This window comes from Hyphomicrobium sp. (assembly GCF_020852195.1).
Classification (GTDB): Bacteria; Pseudomonadota; Alphaproteobacteria; order Rhizobiales; family Hyphomicrobiaceae; genus Hyphomicrobium_C.
Genome location: NZ_JADZBI010000020.1, coordinates 1 through 17,310 on the forward strand (window position 1 = coordinate 1; position 17,310 = coordinate 17,310).

At 65.3% G+C, this 17,310-nt stretch carries 18 protein-coding genes and 1 tRNA gene; 13 read left to right on the forward strand and 6 right to left on the reverse strand.

Annotated elements, in window-relative coordinates:
• The first annotated feature begins 111 nt into the window (after window positions 1-111).
• Window positions 112-1,338 carry a DUF3047 domain-containing protein gene (locus tag IT540_RS01650; protein WP_291172345.1) on the forward strand — a complete coding sequence of 409 codons (1,227 nt, stop codon included), beginning with the start codon at window positions 112-114 and terminating at the stop codon, window positions 1,336-1,338.
• Window positions 1,339-1,381: 43 nt separating this feature from the next.
• Here the strand turns inward: IT540_RS01650 and IT540_RS01655 are convergent, their stop codons facing one another.
• Complete coding sequence (locus tag IT540_RS01655) at window positions 1,382-2,614, reverse strand: APC family permease (RefSeq protein WP_291172347.1); 1,233 nt, start codon at window positions 2,612-2,614, stop codon at window positions 1,382-1,384.
• A gap of 100 nt (window positions 2,615-2,714) precedes the next feature.
• On the opposite strand from IT540_RS01655, the gene IT540_RS01660 reads away from it, so the two are divergent.
• The 10 genes from IT540_RS01660 to IT540_RS01705 all read left to right on the forward strand — a co-directional run bounded on the left by IT540_RS01660 (window position 2,715) and on the right by IT540_RS01705 (window position 12,744).
• The gene (locus IT540_RS01660) at window positions 2,715-4,241 is read left to right on the forward strand and encodes a hypothetical protein (RefSeq protein ID WP_291172349.1); all 1,527 of its coding nucleotides are present in this window, start codon (window positions 2,715-2,717) and stop codon (window positions 4,239-4,241) included.
• A gap of 50 nt (window positions 4,242-4,291) precedes the next feature.
• The gene (locus tag IT540_RS01665; protein ID WP_291172351.1) at window positions 4,292-5,275 is read left to right on the forward strand and encodes a calcium/sodium antiporter; all 984 of its coding nucleotides are present in this window, start codon (window positions 4,292-4,294) and stop codon (window positions 5,273-5,275) included.
• A 197-nt stretch (window positions 5,276-5,472) separates the two neighbouring features.
• The gene (locus IT540_RS01670; RefSeq protein ID WP_291172354.1) at window positions 5,473-6,753 is read left to right on the forward strand and encodes an efflux RND transporter periplasmic adaptor subunit; all 1,281 of its coding nucleotides are present in this window, start codon (window positions 5,473-5,475) and stop codon (window positions 6,751-6,753) included.
• A 13-nt stretch (window positions 6,754-6,766) separates the two neighbouring features.
• Complete coding sequence (locus IT540_RS01675) at window positions 6,767-7,483, forward strand: ABC transporter ATP-binding protein (protein WP_291172357.1); 717 nt, start codon at window positions 6,767-6,769, stop codon at window positions 7,481-7,483.
• Window positions 7,483-8,688: an ABC transporter permease gene (locus tag IT540_RS01680; protein WP_291172360.1), complete on the forward strand. Its 1,206-nt coding sequence runs from the start codon at window positions 7,483-7,485 to the stop codon at window positions 8,686-8,688. Before IT540_RS01675 ends, IT540_RS01680 begins: the two co-directional genes overlap by 1 nt.
• A 214-nt stretch (window positions 8,689-8,902) precedes the next feature.
• Window positions 8,903-9,235 carry a hypothetical protein gene (locus IT540_RS01685; protein WP_291172363.1) on the forward strand — a complete coding sequence of 111 codons (333 nt, stop codon included), beginning with the start codon at window positions 8,903-8,905 and terminating at the stop codon, window positions 9,233-9,235.
• Window positions 9,236-9,277: 42 nt separating this feature from the next.
• Window positions 9,278-9,715: a universal stress protein gene (locus tag IT540_RS01690; RefSeq protein ID WP_291172365.1), complete on the forward strand. Its 438-nt coding sequence runs from the start codon at window positions 9,278-9,280 to the stop codon at window positions 9,713-9,715.
• 73 nt (window positions 9,716-9,788) lie between these two features.
• Window positions 9,789-10,208, forward strand: coding sequence for a CBS domain-containing protein (locus tag IT540_RS01695; protein WP_291172367.1), 420 nt, complete (start codon window positions 9,789-9,791; stop codon window positions 10,206-10,208).
• A gap of 51 nt (window positions 10,209-10,259) precedes the next feature.
• A complete protein-coding gene (locus tag IT540_RS01700) occupies window positions 10,260-10,706 on the forward strand; it encodes a DUF2267 domain-containing protein (RefSeq protein ID WP_291172370.1) in 447 nt (148 codons plus the stop codon).
• 31 nt (window positions 10,707-10,737) lie between these two features.
• A complete protein-coding gene (locus tag IT540_RS01705; protein WP_291172373.1) occupies window positions 10,738-12,744 on the forward strand; it encodes a protein-L-isoaspartate(D-aspartate) O-methyltransferase in 2,007 nt (668 codons plus the stop codon).
• A gap of 122 nt (window positions 12,745-12,866) precedes the next feature.
• Here IT540_RS01705 and IT540_RS01710 read toward each other — a convergent pair.
• From IT540_RS01710 to IT540_RS01720, 3 genes are all read right to left on the reverse strand, one after another.
• A tRNA-Phe gene (locus tag IT540_RS01710) sits at window positions 12,867-12,942 on the reverse strand.
• A gap of 163 nt (window positions 12,943-13,105) precedes the next feature.
• The gene (yacG, locus tag IT540_RS01715; protein WP_291172376.1) at window positions 13,106-13,360 is read right to left on the reverse strand and encodes a DNA gyrase inhibitor YacG; all 255 of its coding nucleotides are present in this window, start codon (window positions 13,358-13,360) and stop codon (window positions 13,106-13,108) included.
• 8 nt (window positions 13,361-13,368) lie between these two features.
• The gene (locus IT540_RS01720) at window positions 13,369-14,115 is read right to left on the reverse strand and encodes a Maf family nucleotide pyrophosphatase (RefSeq protein WP_291172378.1); all 747 of its coding nucleotides are present in this window, start codon (window positions 14,113-14,115) and stop codon (window positions 13,369-13,371) included.
• 177 nt (window positions 14,116-14,292) lie between these two features.
• Here IT540_RS01720 and IT540_RS01725 point away from each other — a divergent pair, with 177 nt between their 5' ends.
• Both IT540_RS01725 and IT540_RS01730 read left to right on the forward strand, forming a co-directional pair.
• Window positions 14,293-14,988, forward strand: a complete 696-nt coding sequence (locus IT540_RS01725; protein ID WP_291172380.1) for a Crp/Fnr family transcriptional regulator — start codon at window positions 14,293-14,295, stop codon at window positions 14,986-14,988.
• Between the two features lie 157 nt (window positions 14,989-15,145).
• Window positions 15,146-16,528, forward strand: a complete 1,383-nt coding sequence (locus tag IT540_RS01730) for an adenylate/guanylate cyclase domain-containing protein (protein ID WP_291172382.1) — start codon at window positions 15,146-15,148, stop codon at window positions 16,526-16,528.
• A gap of 83 nt (window positions 16,529-16,611) precedes the next feature.
• Here the strand turns inward: IT540_RS01730 and IT540_RS01735 are convergent, their stop codons facing one another.
• Complete coding sequence (locus tag IT540_RS01735) at window positions 16,612-17,073, reverse strand: low molecular weight phosphatase family protein (protein ID WP_291172385.1); 462 nt, start codon at window positions 17,071-17,073, stop codon at window positions 16,612-16,614.
• Between the two features lie 4 nt (window positions 17,074-17,077).
• Window positions 17,078-17,310 (reverse strand): UPF0262 family protein (locus tag IT540_RS01740; RefSeq protein WP_291172388.1); only part of this gene is annotated, 233 nt, incomplete at its 5' end.

Here is a 17,310-nt window from a genome sequence, read left to right on the forward strand (position 1 = left end):
AAGCGCTGGAGGTGCCAGCCGCCGACGTTCAACGACACCTGAGCTGCCTATGAGCTGAGAATCTTGAGCGTAAGCACAATCAAGCCTGTAGGCAGTTGAGGGAGAGACATCATGTGCACGTTGCCTGACCATCGGGACTGCGGTTGCCAGCATTCGACTGCCGTTGACCGACGGGATCTCCTCAAAAGGCTGACCGCGCTAGGCCTGACGCTGCCGTTTGCGACAGCGGTGCTCGACGCGCGAACCATTGCCGGTGCCGCGAGCTTTCTCGACCGAGCGGAATTTATCGACCGTCTCGACGCGCTCATTGCAAGAGCGAAGTCGCCGGAGCTTCTCGACGTCCGCGTCTTCGAGATCACGAGCAGCGATCTGCCCTGGAAGGATATCGATCTTACCCTCGCCAAGGGCCAGCAGGCGACGTTTCTGCTCGGCGGCCGTCTGTGGTTGTCGCGCGAACAGGATCTGTGGGCCGAGCCCGGAGTGGCCTTCCATGCGCGCACGCGCGGCACCCGACCCATATACAATCCGATGAGCAACACCGGGACAATGACGGCAGCGCACGATGGCCCCATCGAGGTCGCGCGCTCGTTCGCCGAGTTCCAGAACGAGGACGGCGAGATCTGGACGCCGACGGATGCCTATCTGAAGACGGAGGTCCGCATCTACGGACTCGCCCTCGTCTGGCGAAAGAGCGCGCTCGACGGTCTGCGGAGCCTGTTGGCCCACGGCGACGTCGGAGGTGTCATCGGCGCCGAGATCGACCGCCTCGAGACCAGCCGCAAGCTGCCCGAAGGATGGAACAACCTTTACATGCTCGGCGGCGGGCCGGTCATCTTCAACGATCTCGGCGGCGGCGAGATTGCCTGCGAGCCGCTCAAGAACGCCGGCATCCTGCAGCGCCCCGTCTCGATCGAGCTGAAGCCCGGAACCAAGCTCAACTGGCGCTGGATCGTGGAGGAGCTGCCCTCGCGTCTTCCGGAGGACCAGCTCACGTCGCACGACTATCTCTCGATCGGCGCCGAGTACGACGACGGCCAGGACCTCACCTACTTCTGGAGCAGCGGGCTCCCCGTCGGCAAGGCCTTCCGCTGCCCGATACCGCGCTGGACGCCGATCGAGTCGCATATGGCGGTGCGCAGCGGTTTCAGCGAGCTTGGCACGTGGGTCGGCGATGAGCGCGATCTCTACGCCGACTATCACGACCACATCGGAGGTCCGGCGAAATCCGTCGTGCGCATCTGGCTGCTCGGCGTCTCGGTGTTCCAGCGCCGTCGCGGATCGTGCCGGTTCGGCGACATCCAGATCTCCCAGCCCGGCGCTGAAACTCTGAAAATCTGACGAACGTCTGTCGATCCGGTGCCCCCGACTGCGCCCTGATGGCTCAGGAGAGAGCCTCGCTTGCAAGAAGGCAGACGCTGGTGAAGAGCCCGGCGACAGGAACCCATCCCGGCGTCACATAGGCATTCGGTGGAGGCGGAAGTCCTCGACGCTTGATCGCGATCAGCGCCGCGTTCACGAGCGCGAAAACCAGGAGCGTCAGCCGCGACGTCATCTCCGCGAGCTCCTCGATGGGGAACGCCAGCGCGAGCACCAGCGTCACGGCGACGACAAGTCCGGTCGCCAGCAGCGGCGTGCGGGTGGTCGGGTTGACCTCTCCGAGCCGTGCCGGCAGGAGCCCCCGGCGCGCGAGACCGTAGAGCACTCGCGAGGACAGGATGAGATAGAAGACGACGCCGTTGATCGTCGCCAGTATGGCGATGGTGCTGAAGGCGAGCGGCGAGGCGCCGGTCATCCGCTCGAACACGCGGCTGAGCGGCGCTCCTTCCGTTCCGAGCTCGTCGTGGGGAATGACGTTGAGCGTCACCCAGACGACCAGCACGTAGAGCAGCGTCGTGAGAGCGAGCGTGATCAGGATCGCGCGCGGAATTGTCCAGCCAGGAGACTTCACCTCCTCGGCAATGTTCGCGATCCCCTCGAACCCCGTGAACGCGAAGAAGGCGATCAGCGACGCACTGAGCACGCCGGCCCACGCGCCCGCATTCGTCAACCCGGGCCATGCCTCGGGCAAGCGCGATCCCAGGTCGGGAACCGTCACCGCCGCGACGACGATGAGGATCAAGAGCCCGCCGATTTCGATCAGCGTTATCGCGCCCGCCAGCGCCACCGACTCTACGATGCCCCATGCCGCGACCGCGCCCATGGCGAGCACCACCAGCACCACGATCAGATCGAGCGGTAGCTCCATGAGCTCGCGAATATATCCGGCCGCGCCACGGCCGATCGCGGCTGCCGAGACGACGCCGATTGCGGCCACCATCCACCCCACGAGGAGCGCCAGCCGATCCGACCCGAAGCCTTCCTTGACATAGGCCGCCTCCCCCGCGCTCATCGGCAGGCGCGAGGCGAGCTCCGCGAAGGCGGCGCCCGAGGGCGCCATGACCAGCGCCGCCAGGATAAACGCGAGCGGAGCCTGGAAACCCGCACGTGCCGCCGCGGTGCCGACCAGAACGTAGATTCCGGCCCCGATCGTGATGCCCAGGCCGTAGAGAACCGTGAGGGGTAGCCCGAGCGACCGCTTGAGCGGCACAGCCAGGCCGCCATCCGTATGATCCATAGGCTTCGCCCGCTCCCTGCCGCTAATGGCCGATTTTCCTAGACGGTATCCGGCCCTCGCCGTCTATATCTTTCCCTCTCGGGATCGGAGAATATCACGCATGACGGACGCGACTTGGCCGAGCTGGCCCGGGCTTCGCCAAAAGCTCGAGACCGCGCTCCTGACCCCGGTCCGGGCCTTCCGCCTGCGGTATCTCCCTCTGCTGATGGTCTATTTCGCCTATGGTGCGCTCGGCATCATCACCATTGCCGAGAGCTTCTGGATCAAGTCCTCCCTGTCGTTGACGCCCGCCGAGCTGGCCGCCTTGAGCGTCTGGCTCACGCTGCCCTGGACCATCAAGATGGTGTTTGGCGAGCTGGTGGATGCCGTGCCGGTCATGGGCTCGCAGCGCCGGGCCTATGTCCTGATCGGCGGCGCGCTGGTCGCCCTGGGATTGCTCACGCTCGCCGGAGCAGCCGGCGGCTGGCTCGCCTTTGCCCCGCCTCAGGACCTCTATCGCATCGGCTCGTTCCTAAGCGTGGTCGGCGTGGTCCTGCAGGACGTGGCCGCCGACGCCATGAGCACCGAGGTCGTGGAGCGCGTGAACTCGGACGGGACGCCCCGCGACCTCGCGGACATCAACCGCGACCTCGGCATGGTGCAGGTGCTGGGCCGGCTGGCGCTGTCCCTCGGCATGGTCGCCGTGGCCGGGCTCGGCGTCTTTCTCGCCAGCGTGTTCTCCTACGAGACCGTCTTCCTCGCCGGCCTCATCATCCCCCTCACGTCCGTTTCCGGCGCGCTCCTGGTCCGGATCAACAGCGCCGAGACGCGGCCGGTCGACTGGCGCATTCTCGGCGGCGGACTGGCCTTCGGCGCTGCGGTCATGGCCACGGCGGTCAGCGGCGTTCCCTACGGCCAGGAGATCGTCTTCGTCGTCTCGATGGCGGTCGTCTCGGCCATGCTCTGGCGCGTCGTCGGCGACCTGGACAGCAAGACCCAGGAGACCATCCTCTACGCGGCCATCATCATCTTCGCCTTCCGGGCCACGCCCCTCGTCGGCCAGGGCTACACCTGGTTCACCATCGACGTGCTCGGCTTCGACGAGGCCTTTCAGGGCACGCTCAACCAGCTCGGCGCCCTGCTCGCGCTGCTCGGCATCTGGCTCTTCTCCGATGCCATCACCGGACGGCCGATCCCGTTCGTGCTCTTCTGGCTCACCATCATCGGCACCGTCCTCTCGCTGCCGAGCCTCGCGCTCACGCTCGGCATCAGCGAATGGACGGAGGCGAATTTCGGCTTCGGCGCCCGCACCATCGCCATCATCGACACCGCCGCCTCCTCGCCGTTTCTGCAGCTGAGCATGATCCCGCTGCTGACCCTCTGCGCCATCTACGCCCCCGAGAAGCGCCGCGCCACGTGGTTCGCCCTCATGGGGTCGCTGATGAACCTGGCGCTCGTCGCCGCCGCGCTCCAGACCAAGTACCTGAACCAGATCTTCGTCGTCGACCGCGGCGCCTACGACAACCTGCCCCTGCTCCTCGGCGTCGTCATGGGCATCGGCCTCTGCGTGCCGCTCGCCGCGATCCTCGTCTTCGGCAACAAACTCAGAGGAGCTGAGGTCGACGGACGGAAGAAGCCCAGGCAGTAAGAGGGCGAGTTGTTGCAGGTTTTGGACGAGAGGCAAGGAGAGGGCATTCCATGGACATGCACGGGGCTGTTGCATTCGCTGCCGGGCTCGGTCTGCTCGTCGTGGCGGCAGAGATGGTCGTGCGCGGAGCGTCGCGGCTGGCGGCTTCGCTCGGCGTCGAGCCTCTCCTGCTCGGCCTCACCGTGGTCGCAGTCGGCACCAGCATTCCCGAGCTCGCGGTCGGCATCACCGCCAGCCTGCAGGGCAGTGGCGCGCTTGCCGTCGGCAACATCGCCGGGACCAACGTGTTCAACATCCTCTTCATCCTGGGACTCATTGCGGTGCTGAAGCCGCTTCCGCTTCACCTGCAGGTGCTCAAGCTCGAGCTGCCGACCATGGTCGGCGCCGCGGTGCTGATGAGCGTCTTTGCGTGGGACGGTGCCATTACCCAGCTCGACGGAGGGGTGCTGCTCGTCGCCGCCGTGCTCTATACGCTGGCGCTCATAGTCCTGAGCCGCCGCGAGACGCCGGCCTTGAAGGAGGAGTTCAGCAACGTGTACGGCGCCGACGACGCAGGGACAGGCGCCGTTGCGGGGCAACGGGCCAAATACGCCGCTGTGCTCGCCGCGGGCTTGGCGCTCTCGGTACTCGGCGCCAACTGGCTTGTCAGCGGCGCCGTTGACATTGCCCGCACGCTCGGCCTCTCCGAGGCGGTCATCGGCCTTACCATCGTCGCCGTCGGGACCTCCGCCCCGGAGCTCGTGACGAGCATCGTCGCCACCTTGAGGGACGAGCGGGACGTCGCCGTCGGCAATCTTCTCGGCAGCAGCATCTACAATATCCTGGTGATCCTTGGCCTCACCTGCCTGGTCACGCCGGGCGGCGTGCCCGTGGAACGTCAGCTGACGCTGGTCGATATCCCCCTCATGGCCGGTGTCGCGCTCCTCTGCGTGCCGGTCTTCATGACCGGCAAGCGCATCTCGCGGCTGGAAGGGGGCATAGGGATCGCCCTCTATCTGGCCTACATGCTTTGGCTCGTCCTCTTTCGAGCCTGACGTCAAGCCGCCCGGATTCGTCCACCCTTTCCGCTTCCGCCTTGTGTTGTCCCCGGGAGATGCGCGAGGCGTGTCCGGGGAGCCGCTGCGCTCAGTCCCGACCCTCGATCCCACGGCCGCACGTTGATCTAGATCAACGCACACTGGCCGAATTCCGAGGGACATCGAGTGCGGGCATCAGCCCACGAGGAGGCGAGGTGAATAAACCCGTTGAGGGTCCTCAGCGCCTGAGCATCGAGGCGATTCTCGGCAAGGAAGTGACCTCCGCGCCGACCTGGACAAGCCGACCGGAGCTGAAGTGGGCGGCGGCATTGCTCGTGGTCGCCCTGTTGATCTGGGCCGCATGGCTGCTGGGCAGCGACACCAACGGCGTCCGCTATGTCACGGAGCCTGTGAAGCGCGGCGACCTGACGGTCATCGTCACCGCAACCGGCTCGCTGCAGCCGACGGATATGGTGGAGATTTCCAGCGAGCTTTCCGGAACCGTCCGCAATGTACTCGTCGACTACAATTCAGTCGTCACAGCGGGCCAAACGCTCGCCGAGCTCGACACGGACAAGCTCAAGGCCACGGTCGACAGCTCGCGTGCAAAGCTGGAAGCCGCCAAGGCCAAACTTGCCGAAGCGGAGGCGACCGTCGTCGAAACGGAAAACGATCTCGCCCGCAAGCGCGCACTCGTAGTCACCAATGCCGCCTCCACGAGAGACCTCCAGGCTGCCGAGGCGGCCTACCACCGGGCCGTTGCCGTCACCGCCAGCATGCGCGCCGAGATCGGCGTGGCCGACGCCCAGCTCAAGCTTGATGAAACCAATCTTGCCAAGGCCAGGATCATTTCGCCGATCAATGGCGTGGTCCTCACGCGGGCTGTGGAGCCGGGCCAGACCGTGGCGTCGTCCTTCCAGGCGCCTGTCCTGTTCTCTATCGCCGAGGACCTGAAGCAGATGGAGCTGCAGGTGGACGTCGACGAGGCCGACGTGGGCAAGGTTAAGGTCGGACAGGAAGCAACGTTTTCCGTCGATGCCTTTCCCGATCGGCGGTTTCCAGCGGTCATTCGCGACTTGCGTTTCGCCTCCGAGACCATCCAGGGCGTCGTGACCTACAAGGCCGTTCTGAACATCGACAACTCCCAGCTCCTGCTCCGGCCCGGCATGACGGCCACTGCCGAGATCAAGGTCACGGAGATCCGCGACGCCCTGCTGATCCCTAATGCGGCCTTGCGGTACACGCCGCCCGCAACCGAGGCGGAGCCCCAGCAGAACTTCCTGCGCCGGCTGCTCCCGGGACGGCCGCCCTTCCGTCCGGCGAGCCGGCCCGAGGACACAGGTCCGAACCGGACGGTTTGGGTGCTGCGGAAAGGAGAGCCCACGCAGGTCGAGATCGTCGTCGGATCGAGCGATGGCAGGCGCACCGAGGTGCAAGGCGGGGCGATCGGCGTGGACGAGGCGCTGATTGTCGACCAGACGACGACCCCGCAGTAACGAGGCTCATGCCGTGCAGAGCGCCGTTTCCAGGACACCGCTCATCGAGTTCCGAAACGTCTCCAAGATCTTCGGGAGCGGCGCGGCGGCCGTCCATGCCCTTTCGGGGGTCAATCTCAAGATCGAGGACGGCACGTTCGTGGCCATCATGGGACCGTCCGGGTCAGGCAAGTCGACCGCCATGAACATCATCGGCTGCCTCGATACGCCGACCTCGGGCGAGTACCTCCTGATGGGTATGGATGTAGGCGGCCTGCACCGTAACCAGCGCGCGCTCATCCGCCGCCACCTGCTCGGCTTCGTCTTTCAGGGCTTCAACCTGCTGACCCGCACCACCGCCCTCGAGAACGTCGAGCTGCCGCTGATCTACCGCGGGATACCCGCCGGTGAGCGGCGTAGGATCGCGGCGCACGCCCTTGAGCGCGTCGGTCTGTCCGGGCGCGAGGGGCACACCTCCAGCGAGCTCTCCGGCGGCCAGCAACAGCGTGTTGCGATCGCGCGCGCCATCGTGACCGAGCCCCGGATCCTGCTCGCCGACGAGCCGACCGGCAATCTCGACACCAAGACCAGCCGCGAGATCATGAACCTGGTGACGAGCCTGAACCGGGATCAGGGAATGACGATCGTCATGGTCACCCATGAAAGCGATATCGCCGCCTTTGCCCAACGCATTGTTCGCTTCGTCGATGGCCGGATTGACAGCGATATCCTGAACGTCGAGGCCGCCTGATGCTGTTCGAGGTGATTCGACTCGCGTTGCAGGCGATCAGGCGCAATATTCTGCGCTCGTTTCTCACCGTCCTCGGCATTGTCATCGGCGTCGCGGCGGTGATCGCCATGATCACCATCGGCAACGGGACCACGGCGCAAGTGACCGCGGACCTGGCCCGGCTCGGCTCCAACCTCTTGTCCGTCAACCGCGGCCAGTTCGGGCCGGGACGCGCCAGCTCGGACGCCAAGGCCTTCAATGCGCGCGACATCGACGCCATCAGAACGCAGCTCAGCGGGATCAAGGCGGTGGCGCCGGTGGCACAGAAATCGGCGACGGTGATCTATGGCTCGGAAAGCCGCATCGTTTCCATCACGGGAACGGACAACGACTATCTCGTCGCCCAGGACTGGACGCTTACGTCGGGCCGCGAGTTCCTGGAAGGTGAGGTACGGGGCGGACGCGCGGCCTGCATTGTCGGCACGACCGTGCAAAAGGAGCTGTTCGGCCAAGCCGATCCGGTTGGGCGCAGCATTCGCGTCGGCAACGTTTCCTGCGAGGTGATCGGCCTGCTCGAGACCAAGGGACAAACCGGATTCGGTGCGGATCAGGATGACATCGTCCTGATGCCGCTCAGGACGTTTCAACGGCGGCTGGCGGGCAATACCGACATCTCGCGCATCACAGTCTCTGCCAAAGATGGCGTGGACACTGCGAAAGTGCAGGCGGATCTTGAGAGGATGTTGCGCGAGCGACGCAACATAGCGCCGAACGAAGAAGACGATTTTACCGTACGCGACATGAAGCAGATCGCCGAGGCCCAGACCGGGACGACGTCCATGCTAACGGGCTTGCTCGGCGCCGTGGCCGCGGTGAGCCTGGTCGTGGGCGGGATCGGAATCATGAACATCATGCTCGTTTCCGTCACCGAGCGTACGCGGGAAATCGGTATCCGCTTGGCCATCGGCGCCCTGGAACGGCAAGTCCTGTCTCAGTTCCTCGTCGAGGCCGTGGTGCTTTCCTTGTTCGGTGGAGTGGTGGGCATAGTCCTCGGGCTCGGCCTGGCCTGGTTTGCTACCAACGCCATGGGAGTGCCGTTCAGCGTTGATGTGACCATCGTTCTCGTAGCTTTCGCATTCTCGGCACTTGTGGGTATCATTTTCGGATACTTTCCGGCGAGGCGCGCCGCGCGCCTGGACCCTATCGAAGCGTTGAGGCACGAATAGCATCGGTCCCGTTCCTCGGTGCCGTGGACCGCCGCGACAAGCATATGGCCCCGTCGCTGTACAACTGCCCCTGATTGAAAGGCTGGTTCGAATAAAATTAAGCAACGCGGCGCCGCTGCGCGATCATTTGATCGACATCAACAAATGAGGGCGATAGGACTCCTAGGTTTCTCTGATCTCACACATTTGTATCGCGTAACATGTGAGGTCGATCATGCTGACCACGCCAGACATCTCTCAGAACGATCGTCGAAGTGATGCCCTGCCGATTGGCTACGGGTGGGCAAGCTCCTGGGCGGCGACCTACTTGGACTTGGGCGCCGAGTATTTGGACTTCATTCGCCGACGGGGCATCGAGGACATCGATCTTCCTTCGCGTCTTATGGCCTGCAAGACCCCACTGGAACTCATGCAGGAGTACCAAGGTTTTTTCGAGAAGGAGACGCGAGACTATCGGGACGAGTACGCTGCGCTCGCGCGCATCGGACAACGGCTCCTGAGCGCCGGATCGGATCCGGCTCGGGGCGCCGCGAGGACGTATCCATAGTCCAGTTGACCGCCCGTTGCGTCGGGTCGCCGGAGCGACACCATGTTCAAGCATATCCTGATTGCGACCGACGGCTCGGATCTCGCGGAAAAAGCGGTCGAGCAAGGGTTGAATCTAGCCAAGGGCCTCGGAGCAAAGGTCACCGCGGTCACGGTAACTCCGTCCTGGGCCGCAACCGTGCCCGGCGAAGTGGCCGTCGCGCTTCCTGTCGAGGAGTACATGCGGGCGACGAAGGAAAATGCCACGGCGATCCTCTCGTCCGTCGAGGCCGCAGCCAAACGCGTGGGCGTCGCCTGCGTGGCTCGTCATGAGACGGATCGATTTCCGGCAGAAGGAATTATTGCGGCCGCCACGGAGACGGGCTGCGACCTCATCGTGATGTCGTCGCACGGCCGGCGCGGCTTGCGACGCCTTCTGCTCGGCAGTCAGGCCCTCGAGGTGCTGACGCACAGCACGGTGCCTGTTCTCATCTGTCGTTGAAGGAGCGGATCGCAAGCAATAGCCCGAAACGAGCTTTGGCGCCCCGCGAGAACATAGTGAAGGAGCCTGTATCATGAAAGTCAAAGATGCGATGCACAACGGCGTGGAATGGGTTGAGCCGGCCACTCCGCTTTCCAAGATCGCGGCCCTGATGAAGAAGCTCGATGTCGGCGCCATTCCGGTCGGAGAGAACGACCGCCTGGTCGGAATGGTCACGGACCGCGACATCACCTGCAGGGGACTTGCCGATTCCAAGGACTGCGCGAAGCTCACCGCCCGCGACGTCATGACCAAGGGCATCGTCTACTGCCAGGAGAGCGAGGATCTCGCCGATGCCGCGCGCCTCATGGAGCAGCGGAAGATCCGCCGGCTTCCCGTTCTCAACGACAGCAAGCGCATGGTGGGCATGCTGAGCCTGGGCGACATTTCGCATGCAGGACCGCAAACCCTCACGGGCGAGATCATGAACGCGGTCTCGGCTCACCACGGATAGCAACGTCCGGTCGCGGGCCGGGAACCGCCCGGCCCGATCAAGGAGCTTGCCATGACCGTTCCATCGTCCATCGCACGCACGGTTCAGCAGACGCAGGAGTGGCTCAAGGAGCTGCGCGACAATGCCGGCCTCGCCGACGAGGAGGAAGCTCTCGCCGTTCTGCGTGTGGTCCTCCATCAGTTGCGCGATCGTCTCACGCCCGAGGAGGCCGTGGAGCTTGCCGCGCAATTGCCCACCATTGTCCGCGGCATCTTCTACGAAGGATGGCGGCCCAGTCGGACGCCGGAGCGGATCCGTTCCAAGGAGAAGTTTCTCGACGAGATCACCATAAAGCTGCTCCCGCGCCGCATCCCGCCGGAGCGTGCCGTGAAGGACGTTCTGGCGCTCGTCGCCCACCACTGCGATCCGGGCGAGATCTCCCAGGTCATCGACCAGCTTCCGGCCGACCTCAAGCGGCTTTGGCCCGAAACGTCGCGCACGTTCCGGGATCGCCTTTAGCAACGTGGACGCGGGAATGGCGCTGTAGCCGATGGCGACGAGCGAGAACAAGCTTCGCGAACGGTTTGTCTCGGAGCAGATCGAGGCCCGGGGCGTTCGCGATCCTCGTGTGCTCGCGGCAATGCGCAAGGTGCCGCGGGAGCAGTTCGTCCCCGAGCACCTGAAAGGCGAAGCCCACGCCGACAGCCCGCTTCCGATCGGTGGAGGTCAGACGATCTCGCAGCCGTATATCGTTGCCTTCATGATCGAAGCGCTGGCGCTTCGCGGCGGCGAGAAGGTGCTCGAGATCGGCGCCGGATCGGGTTACGCCGCGGCCGTTCTGGCCGAGATCGCCGGCGAGGTCTTCACGATCGAGCGCATCGGCCAGCTCGCAGAGCGGGCCGCGACCAGTCTGGCGGACGCCGGCTACACGAATGTGCATGTCCGCCACGCCGATGGAACCGAAGGCTGGAGCGACGAGGCTCCGTTCGATGCCATTCTCGTCTCTGCGGGCGCGCCGGATGTTCCCCAATCCCTCATGCGGCAGCTCGCCGTCGGCGGTTACATGGTGATCCCGGTCGGCAGCGATCCGCGCGCCCAGGAGCTGATCCGCATCACGCGGGTCGACGAGGACGAGTACGAGCGCGAGGACATCGCCGACGTCCGCTTCGTTCCGCTGATCGGAAAGGAAGGGTGGGAGAGCAAGGACAGCGACTGGGAGACTAAGCCGCCGCGCGTGATCCAGTCTCGTCCCGCCGTGAGCATGTCGACCCCAGGTCTTATTGCCAGGGACGGCGAGACGTTCGTCGATCCGGCCAAGGCACGGCTGGGACCGCTGCTACGCCGGATCGGGGATGCCCGCGTGGTGCTGATCGGCGAGGCGACACACGGCACGTCCGAGTTCTATCGCATCCGTGCACGGATCACGCAGGAGCTGATCAGGCGCAAGGGCTTCAATATCGTGGCCATCGAGGCGGACTGGCCGGACGCAGCGCGGATCGACAACCACGTACGACACCGTCACATCCCGCGCGCGGAGTGGACCGCCTTTGCGCGCTTTCCGACGTGGATGTGGCGCAACGAGGAAACACGCGAGTTCATCGATTGGCTGCACGATCGCAACGCGCCGCTCGCGCCGGACGAGCGCGCGGCATTCTACGGACTCGACCTCTACAGCCTCTACGGCTCCATCAGATCGGTCATCCACTATCTCGAAGGCGTCGATCCGGATCTCGCAGCCGTCGCGCGTCAACGCTACGGATGCCTGACGCCGTGGGAATCCGATCCTTCGGCATACGGTCAGGCGACGCTCTCAGGCGCTTACCGCAAATGTGAGCAGGATGTCGTGCACATGCTCGTCGAGTTGCTGAGGAAGGAACGCGATTATGGCGAGAAGGACGGCGAGCGCTTCTTCGACGCCTCGCAGAATGCGCGTCTCGTCTCCAATGCCGAGCGATACTACAGGACCATGTACTACGGCTCGCGCGCCTCCTGGAACCTGCGCGACAGCCACATGTTCGAGACGCTGAAAAACCTCCTCGACCATCACGGCGCGACGTCCAAGGCCGTCGTCTGGGCGCACAATTCGCATATCGGAGATGCGTCGGCCACGGAGATGGGCCGCAGAGGCGAGCACAATATCGGTCAGCTCTGCCGCGAGCATTTCGGCGAGCAGTCATATCGCATCGGCCTCGGAACCAACGAGGGCACCGTCGCGGCGGCCTCGAACTGGGATGCTCCGATGCAGGTCATGACCGTGCGGCCTGCTCATCCGCAGAGCTATGAGCGGCTGTTCCATCTGACGAATGCGCCCGGTCTCATTCTGCCGCTGCCACGGAAAGCCCGTAGCGATCTGCGCGAGAAACTTGTGAAGCCGCGGCTGGAACGCGCGATCGGCGTCGTCTACCGGCCGGAGAGCGAGCTAGCCAGTCACTATTTCGAGGCCGTCTTGCCGCGACAGTTCGACGAATACGTCTGGATTGACAGGACGACAGCAATAACGCCCTTCGACACGGCACAGCTTGCGGGCCTGCCGGACACGTACCCCTTCGGCCTTTAGTCGAGTGCTAATGTGGGGCGGTGCCGCCCATGTGGCGCGCGCCCATGTGTAACACTCGGACGAGCGGAATTTTACAAAAGAGCCGTTATTTTAAGCTTATCAATTGGATAGGCCAGTGGGGATGGTGCCCAGGGGCGGAATCGAACCACCGACACTGCGATTTTCAGTCGCATGCTCTACCAACTGAGCTACCTGGGCTTTTTGCTTGCGAGGCCGCGGGACGTGATGGGCCTGCCGTCAAAGCTCGCGCTTTATAGAGTGCTTCCGGAGAAGTGTGAAGCGGTTTTCCGCAGAAGCGCGACCCCGGAAAAAAGCGGGAAGCCCCACGGCTGTCCAGTGTCACCGCGCTGCCCCTTCGAGGCTATTGCGGCGCCTCGTCGTCGCCCTTTCCACGGTCGAGAGAGCCCGCCTCCTTGGCGAACCCCTCGTCGCCGTCCTCGTCGGCATCCGACTGCCCGCCCGCGATGACATAGGCGCCCGAGACCCAGCGGCCAAGGTCGATGTCCGCACAACGCGCCGAGCAGAACGGCCGCACCGCGTGCACGGTCGGCTTGCCGCAGATCGGGCATTTCCCGCCCGCGCTGCCGGGGGCAGCCTGGGGCTTGGGTTCGGTCATGGCGGACCTCACTCGGCGTCGATTTCCGCCGCCCTGAGCCAGTTGAAGTGCACCGGGAAGCCCTCTCCGATGAGAAGGCTCACGACCTCGGTCAGCGGCAGGCCGACCACGTTCGTGTAGGAGCCGGTAATCGTGCGCACGAAGCAGCCGGCCAGCCCCTGGATGGCATAGCCGCCGGCCTTGCCGCGCCACTCTCTAGAGGCGATGTAGGCTTCGATCTCGGATTTCGAAAGGTGCTTGAAGCGCACGCGCGTATCGACGATGCGGGTACGGATGCGGTCGTCCGGCGTGATGAGGCAGATGCCCGTCAGCACCCGGTGCGACCGCCCCGACAGCCGTTCCAGCGTCGCCACCGCCTCCTCGATATGCTCGGGCTTGCCGAAAATGCGCCGCCCCACTGACACCACCGTATCGGCGGCCAGCACGTAGGCCCCGGCGATGTCCACGTCGTTGGCGATCTGGTCGCGCGCTGTCTCCGCCTTGAGGCGCGCAAGCCGTGCGGCGAGCGAGCGCGGCATCTCCGCCAAACGCGCCGTCTCGTCGACGCTGGCCGGGCGCAGCGCGTCAGGCTCGATGCCGGCCTGCGCCAGCAGCATGAGGCGGCGCGGGCTCGCGCTCGCCAGCACGAGCTTGGGCGCGTGCTGTGGCCCCTCGTCGCGCGCGCGCTCGCGGGCGAGTTCCCGCCGCAGCGTCTCGCGGCGTGGGCTGTCCGTGCGTTTGAAGGAGCTGAGGAAGGCGGCCTTGACGGAGCTCATCTCTGATGCCGAAGCTGTGCGTCGTTAACGGTGAACGCAACGCCGAAGGCGCGCTGACCCTCGGAAAACTCGTGCGGAGAATGCAGAGGGCCCTCCCGAAAAGCAAGAAGCTCGTTGCCATTCTTCGCCGTTCCCGCGAAAATCAGTGCAAGTCCCCTGATTGGGGTGGAGGCTGGGATGATCGCCAAGGACGCGCTTCTCGAAGTGCTGGGACGCACGCCGTTGTTCGGCGCGCTCGAGGAGGCCGACCGCAAGGCAGTCTTGCAGGAGATGCGCGAGGCGTCGTACGGCAGTGGCCAGGCCATTTTCGCGCGCGGCGACCCCGGGCGCGACATTGACCGAGTGACGAGCGGGCGCGTGCGCCTCTCTGTGTTGACGGCCGAGGGCCGCGAGCTGTCGTTTGCCCATGCCGAGGCCGGCCAGATCTTCGGCGAGATCGCTGTCCTCGACGGCGGCGTGCGCAGCGCCGACGCCACCGCCGTCTCGAAGGTCACCGCCCTCACCTTATCCAAGGGATCGCTGACGCGGTTGATCGAGCAGCGCGCCGAGGTACGCGAGGCCGTGGTCAAGTTCCTGTGTAACCGGGTCCGCGAGGCCGACCACCAGCTCGAGGGCATCGCGCTCTATCCGATCGAGGTGCGGCTCGCGCGTTTCTTCCTGGCCGCGGCGCGGCAGAAGGGCGATCTGAAGCCCGGCGCCAAGATCGTCATCGACCTTCCGATCTCCCAGAGCGAGCTGGCGCTGCTGATCGGCGCCAGCCGGCCGAAGGTGAACGCTGCGCTCGCGCTCCTGGAGGACAGCGGCGCCATCGCGCGCAAGGACAGCCGTTTCACGTGCGACATCGACGAGCTCGAAGCCACCGCCGGCGCCTGAAGCCCCTCCCTGGGTGGCCCCCACCGGACGCGCGGCCTGTTTCACGGATGACAGTCACGGGCAGTGCGCTGGCTTAATGAGCCCACGCGTCACCGGATTCACGTCAGACGACAAATGATCTACGGTCGCGCGACCGTGTTTGGGGAGTGTGCGGACAGTGCCGCGGCCGGAAAAGTCTGGAACCGACCTCGAGCCTCGCCCCCCGACGGGTGCCGGGAGGTGGTCGGCCCTGTCGCGGCGCTTTGCAGCGCTCGGCGGTTGGCTCGCGCGCCTCGCCGAGGCCGGCACCGCGGGCTATCCGCCCGAGACCAAGCGCCGCCTGATGATCCTGAACATGATCGCCTACCTGATCGTGGTCACGACGGCCATCTACGCGTTGCAGCAAACCCTTCTCGACTACGATCGCTACTGGCCGATCATCTACATCAACCTTGCTATCGTCGTCGTCATGCTGGCCGTGCCGTTCATGCATCGTTTCGGCGCGGTCGCGGCGGCGCTTCTGATGCTGGTGACGGAATGTGCCGCCCTCCTGGCGTTCACGTCATTCCTCGGCCGCACGGCCGGCATTCACCTGCAGTATTTCGTCGTCGCGGCGGCGGCGTTCGTCGTCTACGGCCTGAACCGCATGTGGCTCATCATCCCGTCCATCATGGCTGCTGGTGTGCTGCATCTCGCGAGCTGGTTCTGGTATCCCGACTCGGCAGCCGCCATCCCGGCCGATCAGGACGTGCTCGATTCGATGTACATCCAGGCCACCGTCACCACGTTCGGGCTCATCGCGGCGTCGGTCTACTACGCTTTCCGCCTCGCCGAGAACGCCAAGGCCGAGACCGACGCGCTCCTGCGCAACATCCTGCCCGACACGATCGTGGAGCGCCTGAAGGCGAAGCCTGCGGAACCCGTCGCCGACACCTTCCACGAGGCATCGATTCTGTTCGCGGACATCTCGGGCTTCGTGCCGTTGGCCCGCCGCCTCGGCGCGGGCGAGACCGTGTCTCTGCTGAACACGCTCGTCACCATGTTCGACGGCCTTGCGGAGCGCCACGGCGTCGAGAAGATCAAGACCATCGGCGACGCCTACATGGTCGCCTCCGGCATTCCCGACCCTCAGCCCGACTTCGCGCTGCGCCTCGCCCGCATGGCTCTCTCCATGCAGGAGGCAGTGCGCGAGCTCCGCGCCGAGACAGGCTACGAGATCGACATGCGCATGGGGCTGGCGACGGGCCCTGTCATGGCCGGCGTCATCGGGCGCCAGAAGTTCAGCTACGATATCTGGGGCGATGCCGTGAACCTCGCGGCGCGCCTCGAGAGCGCGTCGGTCCCCGGCCGGATCCACATCTGCCCGGCCTCGCGCGAAAAGCTTGCCGGGCATTTCGAGGTCGAGCCACGCGGCACCATCGAGATCAAGGGCGTCGGCGAGCAGAGCACGTGGTTCCTCCTTGCCCCCCGCAACGCCGCGGAAGGGCCGGGCGAACTCGAGCAGAAGACGGCTGGGGAGAGATCCGGACGCGTATCCGGACTCCGGCCTTCCCCGGAGTGACGTTGAATGTACGGACAAGCGTTCGCGACCCTAACGACCGTCATCCCGGCGTAGGCCGGGATCCAACCACGTCTCGTGATTCCTCACACCGTCGGCCCGCCGCCGGCCGGCAGGAAGCGCTGCTTGATGCGCTGGAACAGCGAGTCGCGCACGTCACGGTAGGCGGCGAGCACCTCCTCGCGGCTGCTGCTGTCCGCATGCACCGTCGCGTCCGGCGTCGGCCAGTACTCGACCTCCGCGGGGACGACCCGCGTCAGCTCGACGCCGTGATGGTGCGCCTCGGGCGAAAGGGTGATGATGAGGTCGAAGTCCTGGGACTCGAGGTCCTTGAGCGCCGCGGGCTCGTGGTCCGAGATGTCGATGCCGATCTCGTCCATCACCGCCACCGCGTACGGGTCCGTCAGCCCGGCGCGCACGCCGCCGGAGGCCACGCGCACGCGATCGCCCATGAGATGGCGAAAGATCGCCGCGGCCATGGGGCTGCGCACGGCGTTCATGGCACACGCGAACAGCACCGCCTGAGGCCCGTCGCCCGCGCGTGACACGAGGTTACCCCTTCCAGTGCAGGGCCGAGATGAGTGTGAACAGGCGTCGCGCGGTGTCGAGATCGATCTTGATCTTGCCGTCGAGCCGCTCCATGAGCACGCGGCTGCCCTCGTCGTGCAGCCCGCGCCGGCCAACGTCGATGGCCTGGATGCGCGAGGGCTGCGCGGAGCGGATCGCCTGATAGTAGCTGTCGAGCACCAGGAAGTAGTCCTTCATGATGCGCTTGAAGGGCGTGA